The organism is Blastococcus sp. SYSU DS0973, assembly GCF_054051055.1.
Genome location: NZ_JBJHAN010000001.1, coordinates 632,576 through 649,467 on the forward strand (window position 1 = coordinate 632,576; position 16,892 = coordinate 649,467).

General features: G+C 69.2%; 18 protein-coding genes and 1 pseudogene. 10 read left to right on the plus strand and 9 right to left on the minus strand.

Going from position 1 to position 16,892, the window contains the following annotated elements; translation table 11 throughout:
* Window positions 1–117 precede the first annotated feature (117 nt).
* Window positions 118–444, minus strand: a complete 327-nt coding sequence (gene cutA, locus ACI791_RS03200) for a divalent-cation tolerance protein CutA (protein WP_456584700.1) — start codon at window positions 442–444, stop codon at window positions 118–120.
* Window positions 445–512: 68 nt separating this feature from the next.
* Here cutA and ACI791_RS03205 point away from each other — a divergent pair, with 68 nt between their 5' ends.
* From ACI791_RS03205 to ACI791_RS03230, 6 genes and pseudogenes are all read left to right on the plus strand, one after another.
* The gene (locus ACI791_RS03205) at window positions 513–749 is read left to right on the plus strand and encodes a hypothetical protein (protein WP_456584701.1); all 237 of its coding nucleotides are present in this window, start codon (window positions 513–515) and stop codon (window positions 747–749) included.
* Window positions 750–1,045: 296 nt separating this feature from the next.
* Window positions 1,046–2,560 (plus strand): tannase/feruloyl esterase family alpha/beta hydrolase, encoded by a 1,515-nt coding sequence (locus ACI791_RS03210; protein WP_456584702.1) that lies wholly within the window; start codon window positions 1,046–1,048, stop codon window positions 2,558–2,560.
* A gap of 357 nt (window positions 2,561–2,917) precedes the next feature.
* Window positions 2,918–3,514: a nitroreductase family protein gene (locus ACI791_RS03215; RefSeq protein WP_456584703.1), complete on the plus strand. Its 597-nt coding sequence runs from the start codon at window positions 2,918–2,920 to the stop codon at window positions 3,512–3,514.
* A 211-nt stretch (window positions 3,515–3,725) separates the two neighbouring features.
* A pseudogene (locus ACI791_RS03220) lies at window positions 3,726–3,902 on the plus strand (helicase HerA-like domain-containing protein); the annotation flags it as partial.
* A gap of 99 nt (window positions 3,903–4,001) precedes the next feature.
* Entirely contained in the window at window positions 4,002–4,601 is a 600-nt protein-coding gene (locus tag ACI791_RS03225) for a hypothetical protein (RefSeq protein WP_456584813.1), read from the plus strand.
* Window positions 4,602–4,640: 39 nt separating this feature from the next.
* On the plus strand, window positions 4,641–4,886 hold the full coding sequence (locus tag ACI791_RS03230; protein WP_456584704.1) for a helicase HerA-like domain-containing protein: 246 nt from the start codon (window positions 4,641–4,643) through the stop codon (window positions 4,884–4,886).
* Between the two features lie 21 nt (window positions 4,887–4,907).
* Here the strand turns inward: ACI791_RS03230 and ACI791_RS03235 are convergent, their stop codons facing one another.
* The 3 genes from ACI791_RS03235 to ACI791_RS03245 are packed head-to-tail and all read right to left on the minus strand — an operon-like array spanning window position 4,908 to window position 5,975.
* On the minus strand, window positions 4,908–5,375 hold the full coding sequence (locus ACI791_RS03235) for a hypothetical protein (RefSeq protein WP_456584705.1): 468 nt from the start codon (window positions 5,373–5,375) through the stop codon (window positions 4,908–4,910).
* The gene (locus ACI791_RS03240; protein WP_456584706.1) at window positions 5,372–5,785 is read right to left on the minus strand and encodes a TadE/TadG family type IV pilus assembly protein; all 414 of its coding nucleotides are present in this window, start codon (window positions 5,783–5,785) and stop codon (window positions 5,372–5,374) included. Before ACI791_RS03240 ends, ACI791_RS03235 begins: the two co-directional genes overlap by 4 nt.
* A complete protein-coding gene (locus ACI791_RS03245) occupies window positions 5,775–5,975 on the minus strand; it encodes a hypothetical protein (RefSeq protein ID WP_347059668.1) in 201 nt (66 codons plus the stop codon). The genes ACI791_RS03240 and ACI791_RS03245 overlap by 11 nt, the downstream gene beginning before the upstream one ends.
* Window positions 5,976–6,083: 108 nt before the next feature.
* On the opposite strand from ACI791_RS03245, the gene ACI791_RS03250 reads away from it, so the two are divergent.
* From ACI791_RS03250 to ACI791_RS03260, 3 genes are all read left to right on the plus strand, one after another.
* The gene (locus tag ACI791_RS03250; RefSeq protein ID WP_456584707.1) at window positions 6,084–7,703 is read left to right on the plus strand and encodes a recombinase family protein; all 1,620 of its coding nucleotides are present in this window, start codon (window positions 6,084–6,086) and stop codon (window positions 7,701–7,703) included.
* A gap of 177 nt (window positions 7,704–7,880) precedes the next feature.
* Window positions 7,881–8,114, plus strand: coding sequence for a helix-turn-helix domain-containing protein (locus ACI791_RS03255; RefSeq protein ID WP_456584708.1), 234 nt, complete (start codon window positions 7,881–7,883; stop codon window positions 8,112–8,114).
* A 715-nt stretch (window positions 8,115–8,829) separates the two neighbouring features.
* Entirely contained in the window at window positions 8,830–10,548 is a 1,719-nt protein-coding gene (locus ACI791_RS03260; RefSeq protein WP_456584709.1) for a DUF262 domain-containing protein, read from the plus strand.
* 386 nt (window positions 10,549–10,934) lie between these two features.
* Here ACI791_RS03260 and ACI791_RS03265 read toward each other — a convergent pair whose 3' ends face one another.
* The 4 genes from ACI791_RS03265 to ACI791_RS03280 all read right to left on the minus strand — a co-directional run bounded on the left by ACI791_RS03265 (window position 10,935) and on the right by ACI791_RS03280 (window position 15,168).
* On the minus strand, window positions 10,935–11,594 hold the full coding sequence (locus tag ACI791_RS03265) for a hypothetical protein (RefSeq protein WP_456584710.1): 660 nt from the start codon (window positions 11,592–11,594) through the stop codon (window positions 10,935–10,937).
* 594 nt (window positions 11,595–12,188) lie between these two features.
* Entirely contained in the window at window positions 12,189–13,091 is a 903-nt protein-coding gene (locus ACI791_RS03270; RefSeq protein WP_456584711.1) for a type II secretion system F family protein, read from the minus strand.
* Entirely contained in the window at window positions 13,088–13,951 is an 864-nt protein-coding gene (locus tag ACI791_RS03275) for a type II secretion system F family protein (protein ID WP_456584712.1), read from the minus strand. Before ACI791_RS03275 ends, ACI791_RS03270 begins: the two co-directional genes overlap by 4 nt.
* Window positions 13,948–15,168: a CpaF family protein gene (locus ACI791_RS03280; RefSeq protein ID WP_456584713.1), complete on the minus strand. Its 1,221-nt coding sequence runs from the start codon at window positions 15,166–15,168 to the stop codon at window positions 13,948–13,950. Before ACI791_RS03280 ends, ACI791_RS03275 begins: the two co-directional genes overlap by 4 nt.
* Before the next feature lie 121 nt (window positions 15,169–15,289).
* Between ACI791_RS03280 and ACI791_RS03285 the strand changes: the two genes are divergently transcribed.
* Window positions 15,290–15,475, plus strand: a complete 186-nt coding sequence (locus ACI791_RS03285; protein ID WP_456584714.1) for a hypothetical protein — start codon at window positions 15,290–15,292, stop codon at window positions 15,473–15,475.
* A gap of 44 nt (window positions 15,476–15,519) precedes the next feature.
* Here ACI791_RS03285 and ACI791_RS03290 read toward each other — a convergent pair whose 3' ends face one another.
* Window positions 15,520–16,734 carry an MFS transporter gene (locus ACI791_RS03290; RefSeq protein WP_456584715.1) on the minus strand — a complete coding sequence of 405 codons (1,215 nt, stop codon included), beginning with the start codon at window positions 16,732–16,734 and terminating at the stop codon, window positions 15,520–15,522.
* Window positions 16,735–16,892 lie beyond the last annotated feature (158 nt).

Consider the following 16,892-nt stretch of genomic DNA (forward strand, 5'->3'; position numbering starts at 1 on the left):
TCCGGTAGATCGCGGTGCGCCGTCCCACATCCTGCTGCGTGCATCGGCGGGAGTGGTGGCCGCCACGCGCCGGCGGCGGCCCCGTACCCGCAACGGGTCAGCGATACAGCTACCCGGTCAGGGTTGCCGCGTCTCGTCGGTGATCCACCGCAGGTAGTCGGGGTCGCCACCGACGAGCGGGAGCGCGATGACGCAGGGCACCTCGTACGGGTGCAGTTCACGGGTGCGCGCCACCACCGCCGGCACGAGCGACCGGCGGGTGTGCAGCGCGACCCGGGCCTCGGTGCCGTCCTGCACCGCCCCCGCCCAGCGGTAGACCGACCGGATCGGCGCGAGGTGGTGGCCGCAGGCGGCCAGCCGCTCCTCGACCAGCGTGCGGGTGAAGCCGGCCAGCCAATCCGCGTCGTCCGCGGTGACGACGACCTCGCAGCACTCCTCGTCCATGCGGGCATCCTCTCCCGCCCGATGCGGTCCTTGCGTGGAACCGGTGGTCCCGGGGGTAGGGGGCGGTCATGACCGACGAGATGACGATCCAGCTGGACGGCGAGGAGTACGTGCTGCGCCCGGAGGGGGACGGCCTGCAGGTCGGCCGACGGATGGGCGGGGACGTGACCTGGTTGGACACCGTGGACGGCGGCCTGCTGCCCGGACCGGCCCGCGAGGCCCTCGACCGCGGTGACACCTCCGACGAAGCGCTGCTGCGCGCGGTGCGCGGCGTGGTGCAGGCCGAGGTGGAGCGCGGGGGCTGACCCCACCGGCGTGGCCGCGGCGGCGCCCGCCGCCGCGGCTGCTCAGTTCCCCCAGCGGCGGCCGCGACCCCAGCCGTTGCCGCAGTTTCCGTGCTCCTCCGCTCGGTGGGCCACCTCCTGCAGTCGTTCCTCTAAGCGGAACAATGGTCGGCGCGAATTGTTAAATCGTCGCAACCTCGGCCCGATTTGGTCCCGAGTCATTGCCATTGCGGCCTGAGGATCCTTGAATGCCCGCAACGCACGCCACCATTCGTTCCGATCAGCGGAACAATGCGTGTCGGCGCCGGGAGGCCCGCATGACGATCATTCCGCGCACCACCGGCCGAGGGCGGGCAGGCGTCGTCCTGCTCACCCTCGTCGCCCTCATGACCTTCGCCCTACCGGCGACCGCCGCTCCGCCGTCCGGCGGCCCGCCACCCGACGGGCCGGCCGCGGAGCGGTGTGCCGCGCTCGTCGGCAGCACCATCCGGGTCGATCGCGACACCGCGGTCATCGACACGGCGTCCGTCGTCCCCGCCGTCGCCGGCACGCCCGAGCACTGCGATCTCGGCGGTCGCATCGGGAACATCGGCTTCCGGATGCAGTTCCCCACGGAGAGCTGGAACCAGCGCTACTTCCAGACCGGTTGCGGCGGCTTCTGCGGCTACATCCCCATCGACTCGTGCGGGGACGCGTTGTCCCGCGGGTACGCGGTGGCCGCGGAGGACAGCGGCCACCAGGACCAGCGCGATGGTTCGTGGGCGCACGATAACCGGCAGGCCGAGATCGACTGGGGGTACCGCTCGCCGCACGTGGTGGCGGTGGCCGCCAAGCAGTACATCGAGCGGTTCTACGGCCAGGCGCCGACCTACTCCTACTTCCAGGGCTGCTCCACCGGTGGACGGCAGGCGCTGTCGGAGGCCCAGCGCTACCCCGACGACTTCGACGGGATCGTCGCGGGCGCCCCGGCGCTCTACCAGAACTACCTGGCCCCCCTCTCCCAGGGCTATCTCGAGACGGTCAACCGGCGTGCCGACGGCACGGTCATCCTGCCCACGACGAAGGTTCCGGTGGTCGCTGCCGCGGCGCTGGAGCGGTGCGACGGCCGGGACGGCGCCGTCGACGGGGTGATCGCCGATCCGGAGGGCTGCGACTTCGACCCGGGCACCCTGCAGTGCGACGGGGACGTCGACCAGCCGGACTGCCTGACGTCGGCCCAGATCGACGTCGTTCGGGCGTTCTACGCGCCGCCGGTCGACGACCGCGGCCGCCAGCTCTACCCGGGCGGTCTCGTGGTCGGCTCGGAGGCCGGCTGGCCCGGCTGGAGCATCGGCACCGACACCGCGCTGTCGGGCGGCGGGAACTACGCCCAGCAGGTGCTCCAGTACCTGGCCTTCCCGAAGGACCCGGGCCCCGGCTACTCGTTGTCCGACTTCGACCCCACCCGCGACGCCCCCAAGCTGCGGTCGATGGCGCAGATCTACAACGCCGACGAGGTGAAGCTCCGCCACTTCGAGCGCGCGGGCGGGAAGCTGCTGGTCTGGCACGGCTGGGCGGACCCGCTGATCACGCCCGAGGGCACCATCAACTACGTCCGCGACGCCGTCGCCGCCAACGGCGGGCGCGCGGCCACCGAGGACTGGATGCGGCTGTTCCTCCTTCCCGGCGTCTATCACTGCGCCGGCGGGCCCGGCGAGGACACCGTGGACTGGCTGAGCGCCATCGAGCGGTGGGTGGAGCACGGCGAGGCACCTGACCAGGTCACCGCGAGCAAGCTGGCCGACGGCGACGTGGTGAGCACCCGGGTGGTGTCGGAGTACGTCATCGACTGACCCGGGGCGCGACCGCCGCCCCGCCGGGCCACCGGCCGTGCGGCGGTCGCACCACCCGGGGTCAGCGATGTACGGCCTACCGCAGTAGAGGTGCCCCGTCGGCGAGGGCGGTGGGCGCTCGGGGCGCGGTGGGTGTGGACGCTCACGACGCTCCCTCGTGCAGGGAGATCGGGCACCGGTCGGCACCTGGACCGGCTTCTCGGTGGGCCCGGTTCCAAGCTGCTCCCGGCGGCGCCCCGGCACGAACGGTCGAGGCCCCCGCCCTGCAGAACCGAGTGGCCCGCCGACGCAACCAGGGTCTCGTCGGGTGAGCGACCGCACGGAATGCTCGAGCGCTCGATGCACGCTGCGGCTGTCATGACCGTCAGCAAGACCGCCGTCACCGCCGTTCCCCTGCACCCGCTGCTCGCCGGCCGGTGGAGCCCCCGCGGGCTGGACACCGCCCACGAGATCACCGACGTCCAGCTGACCGCGCTGCTGGAGGCCGCCCGGTGGGCGCCGAGCGCGAACAACAGCCAGCCGTGGCGGTTCGCCGTGGCCCGCCGCGGGACGCCGGAGTTCGCCGCCGTGCAGGAGGCGCTGGCTGCGGGCAATCAGCTGTGGGCGCACGCGGCGTCGGCGCTCGTCGTCGTCGCGGCCGAGACCGCCGGCGCGGGTGGCGCCCCGCGACCGTGGGCCGTGTACGACACCGGACAGGCGGTCGCGCACCTGTCCGTGCAGGCGGAGCACGAGGGGCTGGCGGTGCACCAGCTCGGCGGCTTCGACCGGGACCGGGTCGCCGCGCTGCTCGAGCTGCCGGCCGCGGTGGTGCCGCTCGTCGTCCTGGCCCTCGGCCGCCGCGACGAGGAAGCCCAGCTGCCCGAGGCGCTGGCCGCCCGCGAGCGGACGGCACGGGAACGGCTGCCGCTCGACACCCTGCTGGTGCCCGTGCCGGCGGGCCCTGCGCAGGCCTGAGCACGCCCGACCGGGCAGGGCCGGGCTGCCGCGCACACCGTTGCGCCGGACGAGAGCCATGTCGGGCGCCGGGCCAGAACGAGGACCGCGACCACGGCCAGGCAGGAAGTAGGTCTCCCAGGCATCGGTCTGCTCCTCGGCCGGCACCCCGGGGCGCGGGGGCGGCGCGCATCGGGGCTGCCTGGCTGCTCGGTCGACGACGCTCGGCGCCGTGCAGGCCTGCTTCCTCGACGAGGCACACCTGCTCTTCACAAGACGAGCACCGCGTCCTGGAGTCGGTGACCCGCCCCTGCGACTGATCGGCTCGAAGGCAGCGGGATCTTCCTCGTCGCACGAACCCACGGACGTGCCCAGCGCCGTCCTCGGTCGGCCCGGCAACCGGGCGCAGCACGCGCTGGAGATCCGAAGAAGCGACGGCGCTGACACCTTCCCAACTGACGGATCCTCGGTCCATCTCCACCGGCAAGGCCAGGTAGGAATGCCGACTGTGGCAGATCGGTGGCGGGTGGGGCCGGGGCTCGCGTTGGTCGGCGGGGCGATCTGGGCCGCCCACGCGGTCGTTCTCGGCAGGCGCCCGCCGGGCTGCGTGTCGGAGGAGTGCGGGGTCACGGGCGCCTCCCACCGCCCGAGCGAGGACCTCGCCTGGTTGTTGCTGCTGGCGGTCGCGGCGCTGGCTGTGGCGGTCGGCCGGCTGGCCGCGGAGGGGCGGGATGGGGGACGGCTGCTCCTCCGGGCCAGCAGTGTCCTGCTGTGGGCCGGCGCCGGGCTGCTGGCGGGAGGAATGGTGGTGAACGCGGTCCTGCCCGACGACTCGCCGCTGTGGTGGCTGCACGACAGCGACTCCCTTGGTCGGCTCGTTCCGGTCGCCGGGGCGTTCGTCGGCGGGTGCGGCATCGTGCGGAGCCGCCGACCCTCACCGTGGGTCGGGGCTCTCCTCGTGGTCGCCTCCGTGATCGCGGTGCCGTTCAATGCGCAGGACGACCGCGCGCTGCTGTCTGTACCGCTGGGGCTCGCCTGGGTGGTGACCGGCGCCTGGTGGGTGGCGCGCCCCGGCGCACGGCATGAGGCTCGCGCCGCCAGAGGGTGATCGCCGGTCGACCGAGCTCTGCAGCAATCCCGTCTCGCGTTGGGGAAGACGGTGTCCGCCTTCCGCCGGACGGAAGACCACGACCTCGAGATGCTGCTCACCGGCCTGGGCATCAGCGAGGCCGCGGTGACCGTGCTGTCCGATCGAGGCACGCCCACGTCGGTCGCGTGGACGATGATCCGGGTGCTGGAGTCACCGATCCACCGCTCGTTCCCCCGGCCAGGCGTCGGCGCTCGGCCGGAGCTCACCCGCGAGCTGCTCGGGACGCGACGGCGCCGTCGCTGACAACAGCCCGTCGATGCGGCGTCAACCGTCGACGTAGCGATCGCGCTCGACGACGAACTGGCCGGTGGCGGTGTTGGCCTCCACGAACTCCGGCAGCAGCGGGATCCGCACCGTCACGGTCACGCACACGGAGAACTCCTCCCCCGGAGCCAGCGCCGGCGAGTAGCCGCCCGCCGCATCGCAGCCCGCAGCGGCCGGGGCGTAGGCCAGCCGCACGTCGGTGGCCTCGACCGACTGGTCCTCCACCGCCAGCTCCGTGGCCCGCAGCGCCCGCTCGTGCCCGGTGACCGGGTCCGGGGCGGTGCCCATCGCCCGCCCGGCCTCCCGCGCTGCGGCCTGCGAGGCGAACACCCCGCGCTGCACCGCCGAGAACCCCGCGACGATGTAGACCAGCGGCACGAACACCACCAGCGCGACGAACACGAACTCCACCAGCGCCGACCCGCGCTCCCCCTCGATCTGCCCGAGGCGGGCGCGCAGCCACCTCACGCGGCCTCCTTCATCGCCCGGCCGGTGACCTCCAGCGGCAGCACGTCGCCCAGCGCCGCCAGTAGCGAGGGCACCGACCCCGAGCAGCGCACCACCACCAGCGTCGCGCCGCTGGTGTCCAGCTCCTCCTCCGACGTGCACGCCATCCCCTGCGCCGTCCGCACCGACGTCGCCGCAGCCACGATCGCCACGGTGCGCGCGGCACCCAGGGTCGAGTCGACGTCGGCGTTGGCGGCGTACCGCGCCCCTTCCTGCGCGCTGGCGGTGACCACGTTGCGCACGTGCACGTACACCGCCACCTGCAGCACCGCGAGCAGCAGCGCCACGATCAGCAGTGAGACCATGACGAAGTCGACGACGGCGCTCCCCCGCTCACCGTCGTCGCCGCGGCGGAGCCGCTCAGCCCGCACCCGTGACCGACGTCAGCGCGTTGGTGACCGCATCGACGATCGCCGCGCGGAACGGGATGAGGATCGCCAGCACCAGGGCGGCAGTCATCACGGTGATCATCACCCAGCCGGGCACGTCACCCCGCTCGGGATCCTCACCGCGCAGGCGGTCGGCCAGGGCAGCCAGGGCGGCAGAGATGAGAACGGGCATGGTCTTCCTTTCGGTTGTCCGCGGGCTCACTGCGCCAGCGAGACGATGCTGATGAGCCCCGGGAAGAGGGCGAACGCTTTGTTACCGTTGAGGGGCTAAACTCGGCGCATGCCAGACTCCAAGCGCGTGCTCATCTACACGCGGATCTCCAAAGACGACACGGGCGAGGGGAAGTCGAACGCCCGCCAGGAGGACGCCTGCCGACAGCTCGCCGCAATCCGGGGCTGGACCGTCGTGGACGTCGTGGAGGACATCTCCTACAGCGCCTACTCGGGGAAGAAGCGCCCGGGCTGGGACCGGGTGCTGGAGGTCATGCGGAGCGGCACAGTGGACGTGGTGATGGCGTGGGCCATCGACCGCATCACGCGCAGCACCTCTGAGTTCCTCCAGATCGCCAAGGTGTGCAGCGAGACCGGCGTTGCCATCACCACGGCATCTGGCGACGTGGACCTGTCAACCGAGATGGGCAAGGCCCTCGGCACGATCCAGTCGGTATTCGGTGAGCTGGAGGTGGAACGCAAGGCTGCCCGCCAGCGCCTTGCCAACCAGCAGCGGGCGGCACAGGGCAAGCCGTGGTCAAGCGGCTGGCGACCCTTTGGCTACGAGCTGGACGGCACGGTCATCCCACGTGAAGCGGACCTCATCCGCAAGGCGGCAGACGACGTCCTGACCGGCGCATCGCTGCGGTCGGTTGTGGGCGAGTGGAAAGCCCTTGGCGTGAGCACCCCTCGCAGCTCCAAGGGTGTGGACGGCTGGACGCACAACGGTCTGCGCAAGATTCTGCTCAACCCCCGCAACGCCGGTCTCGCCACCTACAAGGGTGAGGTGATCGGCCAGGGCGGATGGGAGCCGATCATCGCGCCCGAGACGCACGCCCTGCTCGTCGCGAAGCTGACGGACCCCTCACGGCTCACCCGCAGAGAGAGTCGGGGCAGGAAGGCTAGCAACCTGTTGACGGGGATTGCTCACTGCGCCGTCTGCGATGAGCCTGTCGCCGCAGGGTCCGGGTACCAAGGGCGACTGATCTACCAATGCGCGAGCTACCACATCAGCACGCCACGAGATGACGCTGACGCCGTAATCCGGGAAGCGATCGTTAGAACCATGCTGACCACTCGCCCGGGCTTGCTGATGCCCCTGCCAGAGCGGGGCATGCCGTCCAAGCTATGGGAGGAGCTACAGGCAATGCAAAGTCGGATGAACACAGTCGCGGCCTCCTTCGCGGAGGGGGTGCTCAACCAGGAGCAGATGACCACTGCCAGCCGGTCTCTCCAGGAGCAGAAGACCCGGATCGAACAGGAGATCGCTGACGCCGAGGTGCAGGCCAACGTGCCGACACGCATGGACCAGGTGCGCGAGTTCGAGAAGCTGACGCTGGATGAGCAACGCGGCCTGCTGGCCAGAGTTGCCCGCATCAAGCTCTACCCCCGTGGGCGGGGCAAGAAGAACGTCCCCATCACTCACCAGGTGACCTTGGACCTGCGCGTGATCTACGAGGCAAGGGAACGGCCACTGCTTCCCTTTCTCTATAAGGACGGCGACACCAGCTACGCCACCGAGCGCGAGCACTGGTTCACCGCCCTTGACGAACGGCCCAGGCGGCCCCAGCCGGCGAAGGAGGGCTTCGCGGTCCCCGTTCCCCCTCTCGATGAGGACGACGCTCCCGGTGACGCCGACGACTCCGAGCACCACCCCCTCGCACTGGACAACCAGCCAGCCCACTCGTGAGCGATTCAGGACCAGGACGGACTAAGCATGAACAACAGCACCACGCACACCGTCCAGCCGTCCGAGACCCGGAGGCCGCCTGCGGAGGGCGCTCAGCCCCATCAGGCCCCTGTCGGACAACCCGCCACCAAGTGGGAGTGGGAGAAGGCTCTGGTCACACGGTCACGCTCCGAGGGCATGACGGCCGGATGCCAGCACGTGGCCCTGCTGCTCTCGACGTACGCGAACGGTGACGGCACCAGCATCCGCCCCACCGTGGAGACCCTGGCCGCCGTTTCGGGCAAGGGGCAGTCCACGATCAAGGAGAGCTTGAAGTACCTCCGGGACCACGGGTGGGTCCACCAGGTGAGCCGGGGCCAGACGGGTCGAGCCAGCGCCTATCGGCTGACCATCCCGCCGAAGGTCCAGTGACGAGACCACTACCAGACCATTAACCTCCTAGGTCTAGGTCTAGTACTTCTAACTCTTAACCTATAGACGTTAGGTCTAGTACTTTTAACCCTTAACCTATAGACGTTAGGTCTAGTACTTTTAACCCTTAACCTATAGACGTTAGGTCTAGTACTTCTAACCCTTAACCTATAGACGTTAGGTCTAGTACTTCTAACCCTTAACCTATAGACGTTAGGTCTAGTACTTTTAACCCTTAACCTATAGACGTTAGGTCTAGTACTTCTAACCCTTCATCCGACCCTGCCGCCGATTCTGCCCATTGCCCACCTTCGCCGATGAAGGGCAGTCTTCCCAATGCCCTCGCCAACGCCCCCAGGGCGCCCAGGGAGCCCCCGACCGCGTTTCGCAGGTGGGGACCCCTAGGGGCAGCCGTACGGCCGTTACACAGGCGCTCAGAGCGGAGCGGTCAGTGCAATGAGTTTAAAGCGGTCAACAAGCGGTAATGTGGTCTGAAAGCTTTAGGGTCACCTCTTACACCGCTTCGCCGCCGATCTAGTGGCCAGCCCGAGCCGACCTACCGTGCAGCCACCGGCCTGGCCTCCGACTCCCTGCCCAGGCGAGTGGAGCAGACGGCCGGGAGGCACCACGCGCCCCTCCAGTCACGGGAGCTCCATCCGTCCATCACGGCGTATGGCGAGGAGCTCGTCGCCGAACCGGGTGTCATCATGCAAGAGTGACCGCAAACCAGGGCGTCTCGGACGGCCCCGATTCTCAGCTCTCTACCTTCGTTTACGGCATGGGACACTTGATCTCCGACCGCCTGCTTGCTATCCCGGACTACCAGCGCTCGTACTCCTGGAAGGAAGACGAAGTCGCGGAGCTCTGGGACGATCTGCAAAAGGCCATCCACTTGGGCGCGCGAGAATACTTTCTCGGCTCCGTCGTCACCACCACCACTGGATCTCGCCGCCAGCAGGTGATTGATGGACAGCAACGCCTCGCGACGGTCAGTCTCTTCTATGCCGCCATGCGAGACATCTTCAAGTCCCGAAGCGACGAGCGCGCCGGTGAAGTCGAGCGCGACTTCTTGGGAAAGAAAAACATGTCGACACGAGAGCTGGAGCCGCGACTCACTCTCAACGCGGAAGACAACGACGTCTTCCAGCGCCTGATTGGCGGGCAGCGAGCTCAGGCGGCGTCCGCAGTCAATCAGGAGTCGCACCGCCGCCTTGTTGCCGCATACGACAGTATGCGCAGCCGGTTAGAAGCCCTAATCGTTGGGCGCTCTGGTGAAGATTGGCAAGTCCCCCTCGTCCAGTGGCACGATTACGTGCTGTCCAACGCCAAGGTCATCGAGGTCCACGTCTCGAATGAGAACCGCGCTTTCGTCATCTTCGAGACGTTGAACGATCGCGGTCTCAACCTAAGCACCGCCGATCTCCTAAAGGGCCACATCTTCGGCACGTCAGCTTCTCGGATTGAAGAGGCGAAAGTTGCATGGAGTCAGACCATGGCACCCTTTACCGGGCAGAAAGACGTCACGGAAGCCGATACGTTCCTTCGCCACTACTGGGCTTCGACCCAAGGCGTCGCTCGCGTCAAGGCTCTGTTCTCCGAGATGCGCGCAACGGTCGCGGACGAGCAAGGGGCCGTTGACTTGGCGAAAGACCTGGCGAAGAGCGCGCCCCTCTGGTCGGGCATGTTCGACCGCGATGCCGAATACTGGAAGCCTTACAGCGAAAAGGCCAAGGCGGCGCTGGAAACGCTGCGCCGCTTGAACGTGGAACAATGTCGCCCACTCCTGCTTGCCGCAATGCGAGCGTTGCCGGATACGGAGGTCACCAAGCTTTTGAGCCTGCTGGTCTCATGGTCCGTGCGCTGGTTCGTTGTTGGCGGGGGCAGTGCAGGCGTTACCGAGCGTCTTTATGCAGAGTCCGCTCGCGAGGTCAGCACGGGTTCACTAGCGACCGCCCAGGCCATCGCGGAGAAGTTCTCGACTAAGGTTCCGACGGATCGCGACTTCAAGACGGTCTTCGCCACGCATACCGTGCGCCGTGGCTGGCTCGCTCGCTACTATCTGATCGCGCTAGAAAAAACGGCCAGCGGGGAAAGCCAGCCCGAGTTTGTGCCCAACGCAGACAGTTCCGAGGTCAATTTGGAGCACGTGTTGCCGCGCAACGCAGTGCCTACGGATTGGCCGGCCTTCACCCCGGACGAGTTGTCCGACATGAAGCTGTTGATGGGCAACCAGGTGCTGCTCCGAGTCAGCGACAACACCAGCCTTGGAAACGGGCCTTTTTCAGAGAAGCGTCGCGTACTGGCCGGATCTAGTCTGGCACTCACCCGGGAAGTGGGCGAGCTCGATGACTGGACACCCCAGGCCGTCTGGGATCGCCAGGAGCGCTTGGCGGAGCTGGCAGTAAAGACTTGGCGCCGAACGACGGAAGACTGATGGCGACGTCACCGGGTGGTCGGTGCGCGCCCCGGTGAGCACATCCAACACCTGCATGGCATACGTCGAAGTCGAAACAGTGGCATCCGCTCGGCTGCTAATACATGGCGATGCCAGTAGTCGAACACGGTGGGTTACACCCCCCTGTACATAGGGACCCAATCCCGCTGAGTGGACCCCAGAGGCACGAACTCCTCCCCTATGGAGTTTCCAACGCTTGGGACGTCCTCTCGTCGCCTCACAAGGGCGCTCAGGGGGACAGCAGACCGCGCGGCCATTGACCGCACATGCCCGCAATGAGCGGCGCGCGCAGTCAAGACCTATGGCGGCTCCCATCTAAGCCCGATCACTTGATGCGAGGCCACCCCCTGTCCGAGCGAGTGAGATTAGGAAGTGGGCACTGGTGCAGGGGTGGTGGGAACAGGCGGGGCGGGGGCGGTCGAAGCTGGAGCAGGAGTGGACGGGATGGACTCGACGTTCCGGTTGATCAGCGAGAATCCGAGGCCACTGATCAGGAACAGCGAGACCATCGTAGCGAAAACTGCCAACCCGAATGGCAAGCTTGGGCCACCGTAAATTCCTCCGAGAAACCACTGTCGAATCCGTCCTAGGGTGTACTCCGGATCGACTCGCCGACGAACCACGAGCCCTGTCGCCAAGAAAACTTTAAGGCTATGCAGGGAGATGAAGGCAACTATGAGGACGCTAAACAGAAGCCCGAGGATCTGGTATCCAATGAAGAAGACCGCTTCGATGCCGTGATTCTCAAAAAGTTCTCTGGGTGACATGTGGTCACCGTCAGCGAGAAGTTGTGCGAAGTCGCCGCCGTCCCAGAATGGCGGGTTAGTTGTCCAGCGAACTGCCAGGATGGCGATGACTGCCATAGCGACATTTAGGAAGATTTGAGCGGTGATCCATGGGCCGAAAACGACGGAACGAAGTCGAGCCGTGAGCAGAGCGGAGAAGGCGGTAGTGGCCGCGAATAGCTGCAATGCGATCACTATGCCATTGATCTGAGTTTGATACCGGAGATAGCCCACGACCATGGCTACGAGGACAACAAAGGCCAAGAGCAAGTATCCCCAGGGTTCGCCACCGTCCCCGCTACTCTGTGCCCCAGACGAGGAAGATGGCCGAGGCGGCGCCGATGCCGGGCCAGAGGGAGGGCTGGGCTCCGATCGAATCGTCACGCGCGTTACTTGACGATTATCGATCTTGACCTTCCCATTGATCACCTGCGCGCCAGGACTCCCGGACACCTGGATGCTCGTGCCCGCACTAGGCAATCGACTCGCCACAAGTGGGCCAATCAATGCCCCGAGCAGTGTCGCGCCTGCTGCTAGCCAGTCGCCGCCGTCCACGTGCCCCCCCAAGTCGCATTGGTCAGCGAGATACTACGACGAGGTGGGGACCATGAGTCTAGTAAGTGGATAAATCGCAGCACTAAGACTGGTATTCCAGACAGGCCGATTCTAGGGGCTCTCCACATAGTGTCCATGAACGCCCTGAGAGCCTCCAGGATCGTCGCAAAGTCCTCCCGGGTATAAGAACCCTAGGTTCGGCAGCAGCGAGCCTCACAGGGGCTCTCAGCCGGTCGGGGCGGCCAGCGCCACTGGGCCGTTATAAACCCTAATTGGATACTAGGCGAAGAGGACGGTGACCGGCAGCACCAGGAAGACGACCGGGACCATCATGGCGATTTCTTTGCGTCCGCCGGCCTCGAGCAGCCGGCGCTTGCCTGCCTCCCGGACGTCGGCCGCCTGGGCGCGCAGCACCTCGGCCAGCGGGGTGCCCCGCTCGATGGCCACGAGCAGGCCGTCGATGAACCGGGCGAGCGGGTCGAGCGAGGTGTGGTCGGCCACTTGCTGCAGCGCGTCGACCAGCGGGACGCCGGCCCGCGCGCGGCCGAGCGCCGCGCCCAGCTCCCGGGCGAGCTCGCCGCCGGAGAGGCGGGTGACGCGGGCGATGGCCGCCGTCGGGCTCTCCCCCGCCGTCACCGCCAGCGCCAGCAGCTCGGCGACCACCGGGAACTCGGCGAGCAGCAGCTCCTCCCGCTTCTGCACCTGCTGGGTGAGCCACCAGTCACGGCCGAGCACGCCGCCGACCAGCCCGGCCACGCAGAGCAGGGCGACCGACAGCACGTTGAGGTCACCGGCGACGAGCGAGCCGACCGCGGCGACCCCCACGGCGGCCAGCAGCCCGAGCCCGCCCCACACGACCTGCTCGATGCGGAAGTCCTCGACGGTCGTCTCGCCGCCGAGCGCGTCGAGCCGGCGGCGCACCGCGGCCCGCCCGCCGAGGAAGCGGTCGACCAGCCGGGCGCCGGTGCCGATCGAGGGCCCAGCGATGCGCCGGATCGCAGTCAGCATGCCCGGCTCGGTGGCCGTGCCGAGCAGCCGCGACGGCGGCGGGGTGTCGTGCACGTAGGGCGCCAGCCGGTCGACCAGCCGCACCGACCGGAACGGCGGCGCGTAGGTCAGCACCAGGACGAGGCCGCTGGCGGCCAGCAGACCGAGCAGCATCCCCACCACGCCGGCGCTCACTGGAGCACCCGCACGTCCTCGGGCAGCCGCCCGATCCGCAGCATCAGCCGGTAGGCGACCAGGCAGACCGCGCCACCGCCGAGCAGGATGGCCGTGCCCAGCGCCGAGTCGTAGGCCGCCAGCGTCGTCGACTGGGTGGCCAGCAGCAGCAGCACCGCCCACGGCGCCGCGACCGCCAGCCGCGCGGCCTGCACCACCCAGCCCTGCCGGGTCTCCAGCTCGGCGCGGGCGCGGGCGTCCTCGCGCAGGAAGGTGGACAGGGTGCGCAGCACCCGGCCCAGGTCGCTGCCGCCCACCTCGCGGGCCACCCGGAGCGTCTCCACGATGCGGTCACCCACTGGATCGGCGAGGTCGTCCTTGAGCCGGTCCAGCGAGCTGCCGAACCGGCCGGTGGATCGGTAGTCGGCGGCGAACCGGGCGAAGGGCGGCCGCAGGACCTCCGGCCCGCGGGTCGACAGGGCCCCCAGCGCCTCGGGCAGCGACAGTCCGGCGCGGACGGCAGACGCCAGGTTGTCGACGACCTCGGGCCACACCTCGCGCAGGTCGGCCCGGCGCTTGCCGGCCAGTCGGCGGACCTGCACCTGCGGAAGCAGGAAGCCGAACAGCCCGAACACCAGGCTCACGCTGACCGTGCCGGTGGTAAGCAGGACGACGACGGTGACCAGCAGGCCCAGCCCGCCCTGCAGTGCGAGGAACTGGGCGCCGTTGATGCCGGTGAGCCCGGCCGCGGCCAGCTGCTGCTGACGCCGCCCCGGCCGGCGCCGGTCGCTGCGCGGCCGCGGGGCCCGCGACCCGCTGCGCCAGATGAGCAGCAGGCCGACGCCGAGCACCAGCCCGAGCAGGGCGCCGGACTCCGTCATGCCAGCAGACCGGCGAGGTCGAACCCGGCGGCGGCGAACCGCTCGGCGTGCGGCGGGTAGCCATCGGCCCGCACAAGGCGGCCCTCGCGGCTGGTGAAGACGTCGGCGGTCTCGATGACGCCGTCCTCGGACCGGCCGGGCAGCGCGACGATCTCGCGCACCCGCCGACGGCCGTCGGCATCGGTGCCCACGTGCACCACCAGGTCGACGCTCGAGGCGACGGTCGGGACGACGAACGACGTCCCGATGTTCTCCCCCGCCAGCAGCGGCAGCGTGCACATCTTCACCACGGCCTCGCGGGCGCTGTTGGCATGCAGCGTGCACATGCCGGGGAGGCCGGAGTTGAGCGCGATCAGCAGGTCCAGGCACTCCTCCTGCCGCACCTCGCCGACGACGATCCGGGAGGGCCGCATCCGCAGCGCCTCCTTCACCAGCCGGCGCAGCGGAATCTCGCCGGCGCCCTCCAGGTTGGGTTGGCGGGTCTGCATCGAGACGACGTCGGGCAGCGGCACCCGCAGTTCGAAGACCTCCTCGCAGGTGATCACCCGCTCCCGGGCGGGAACGGCCGCGCACAGACAGTTGAGCAGCGTCGTCTTCCCGGCCTGGGTGCCACCCGAGACCAGGATGTTCAGCCCGGAGGCGACGGCGGCCTCCAAAAACCGGGCTGCGGCTGCGGTGACTGTGCCGAGCGCCACCAGCTCGTCCAGCGAGTGCGCCTGCAGCACGAACTTGCGGATGTTGACCGCCATGTGGCGGCGGGTGATGTCGGGAATGACCACGTGCAGCCGGGAGCCGTCGGGCATCATCGCGTCGACGAACGGCGTCGACATGTCGATCCGCCGACCTGAGGTGCGCAGCATGCGCTCGACCAGGTCGGCCAGCTCCCCCGGCGCCAGGATCGTCGTGGTCAGCTCGCTGCGACCCCGCCGGGCGATGAACACCCGGCCCGGCTCGTTGACCCAGATCTCCTCGATCTCCGGGTCGTCGAGGTAGCGCTGCAGCGGCCCGAACCCGGCCACCCGGTCCAACACGTCGCGCACCACCGACTCGACGTCGCCGATCGGCGGCAGCGCCGAGGTCAGCGACCGCTCGGAGTAGTCGGCCACCACGTCGCGCACCAGCAGCCGCACCGGGCCGGGATCGGTGAACGGATCCAGGCCACGCCGACGGATGAGCTCCCGGACCTCGCCGTCCACGACGTCCAGAGCAGTCGGCACGCCCCATCCCCCGTCGAGCCAGCGAGCAATCGAATCGACGGGACTGTAGGAAAATGGTCAGTCCGATGGGAGGCGAAGAGGCAATCTGTGGACGGACGTGTGACCGCGTCTACCCGGTCGGGTGAACCGGGAGGCCCACCTGGGCAACGGCGCCACGGCCCAGGTACTGCTCACCACCGGCTGGGAGAGCGCGCGCATCGCGGCCGTGCCGTCCCTGGTCATGGTGCTCGCGGTGGTGGTCGCCCTGACCCCCGTGGGCCCCTCGGGGCTGCTCGGCTTCGTCTCGGGGGTCTGTGGCTCGTCGTGACGTCGCTCGTCCTCGCCCGGGAGGTGCCCACCCGCTGACCGGGCTCAGCTCGGGGGCACCGGGCGCCGGAGCACCGCGGGCCGGCACACCGCGGCCGCACCCAGCACGATCACCGCCGTCGTCACCAGGGCGGCGCCGACCGACAGCAGGTCGGTCAACGCGCCGTTCAGGGTCGCGGCCAGCGGCCGGGAGCCGACGAAGCCGACCAGCCAGAGGGCCATGATCCGGCCGATGTACTTCCGCGGAACGCGGGCGTAGAGCAGGGTGGTGATGCCGTTCATCGCCAGCGTCAGGCCGACGCCACCCACCACGAAGGCGACGACGGCGGCGGGCACGTTCCAGCTCGCCGCCACCCCCACCGCCGAGGCCGCGAGCAGCACCAGCCCGCCGGTGGCCAGCCAGGCGTGGTCGAGGTACCGCACCAGGCCCGCCTGGACGAAGAAGCCGATAAAGGCGCCCGCCCCGAAGCCCGAGGCCAGCACGCCGACGAGTTCCGGACCGCCCCCGAGGACGTCGGCCAGTGACGGCCCCAGCGTCACGGCCGGGTCCGCGCCGATGCCGACCGCGGTGACGCCGAGGAGCAGGACACCCACCACCGGATCGGTGCGCAGGTACCGGACCCCGGCGGAGACCGACAGCCGCGGGCCCGGCGCGGTCGCCGCGCCCGGCGTCCGGAGCCGGAACACCGCTACGAGGAAGACGAGATGGCCGACGGCGGCCAGACCGAAGGCGACGCCGTAACCGGCGGTGGCGGCGACCACGCCGCCCACCGCCGGTCCGACGGCCCGGCCCACCGAGAAGGTGAGGTTGTCCAGCGCGACGGCCGGGGCCACCTCGCCCTTCCGCACCAGTGACGGGAGCAGCGCCTGCATCGCCGGGCCGCCGACGGAGAACCCGATCCCCACGACCAGCGCGCAGACCATGACGACCCACGGCGGCACGTCGGTCACCTCCGGCGTCAGCAGCACCCAGCCGGCCAGGACGGCCGCGCCGAGCGTGCACAACGTGCGCCCGAGCAGGATCTGCTTGCGCGGGCTCCCCCGGTCGGCCATCGCACCGCTCACCGGGGTCAGCACCAGCTGCGGCACGAACTGGGCGAAGCTCACCAGCCCGACGAGGAACGCCGACGAGGTCAGCTGCCAGACCAGGGCCGCGCTCGCGATGTTCTGGATCCAGATGCCGACGTTGGCCAGCAGCTTGCCGCCCCAATAAGGACCGAAAACGGGATCGGTGATCAGCCGCCGCGACGGACGGGGCACGGCGGGGCCGGGATCCTGTCCATCTCCACCGTCCACTTCCAGGCAATCTAGGCAGCCCCGCCGGACGCCGGACACCCGGGGCTCCCGCCGGCCGGTCGTCGTCGTCCGCCAGGACCGGCGGGACGGCCGAGGGCCCTCCCCCGGCGGCACGGGAAGAT

Bases quoted from the DNA above. Each gene is read 5' to 3' on its own strand.
- cutA (WP_456584700.1), bottom strand. From the start codon at position 444: ATGGACGAGGAGTGCTGCGAGGTCGTCGTCACCGCGGACGACGCGGAT.
- ACI791_RS03205 (WP_456584701.1), top strand. From the start codon at position 513: ATGACCGACGAGATGACGATCCAGCTGGACGGCGAGGAGTACGTGCTG.
- ACI791_RS03210 (WP_456584702.1), top strand. From the start codon at position 1,046: ATGACGATCATTCCGCGCACCACCGGCCGAGGGCGGGCAGGCGTCGTC.
- ACI791_RS03215 (WP_456584703.1), top strand. From the start codon at position 2,918: ATGACCGTCAGCAAGACCGCCGTCACCGCCGTTCCCCTGCACCCGCTG.
- ACI791_RS03245 (WP_347059668.1), bottom strand. From the start codon at position 5,975: ATGCCCGTTCTCATCTCTGCCGCCCTGGCTGCCCTGGCCGACCGCCTG.
- ACI791_RS03250 (WP_456584707.1), top strand. From the start codon at position 6,084: ATGCCAGACTCCAAGCGCGTGCTCATCTACACGCGGATCTCCAAAGAC.
- ACI791_RS03255 (WP_456584708.1), top strand. From the start codon at position 7,881: ATGACGGCCGGATGCCAGCACGTGGCCCTGCTGCTCTCGACGTACGCG.
- ACI791_RS03265 (WP_456584710.1), bottom strand. From the start codon at position 11,594: ATGGTCGTGGGCTATCTCCGGTATCAAACTCAGATCAATGGCATAGTG.
- ACI791_RS03275 (WP_456584712.1), bottom strand. From the start codon at position 13,951: ATGACGGAGTCCGGCGCCCTGCTCGGGCTGGTGCTCGGCGTCGGCCTG.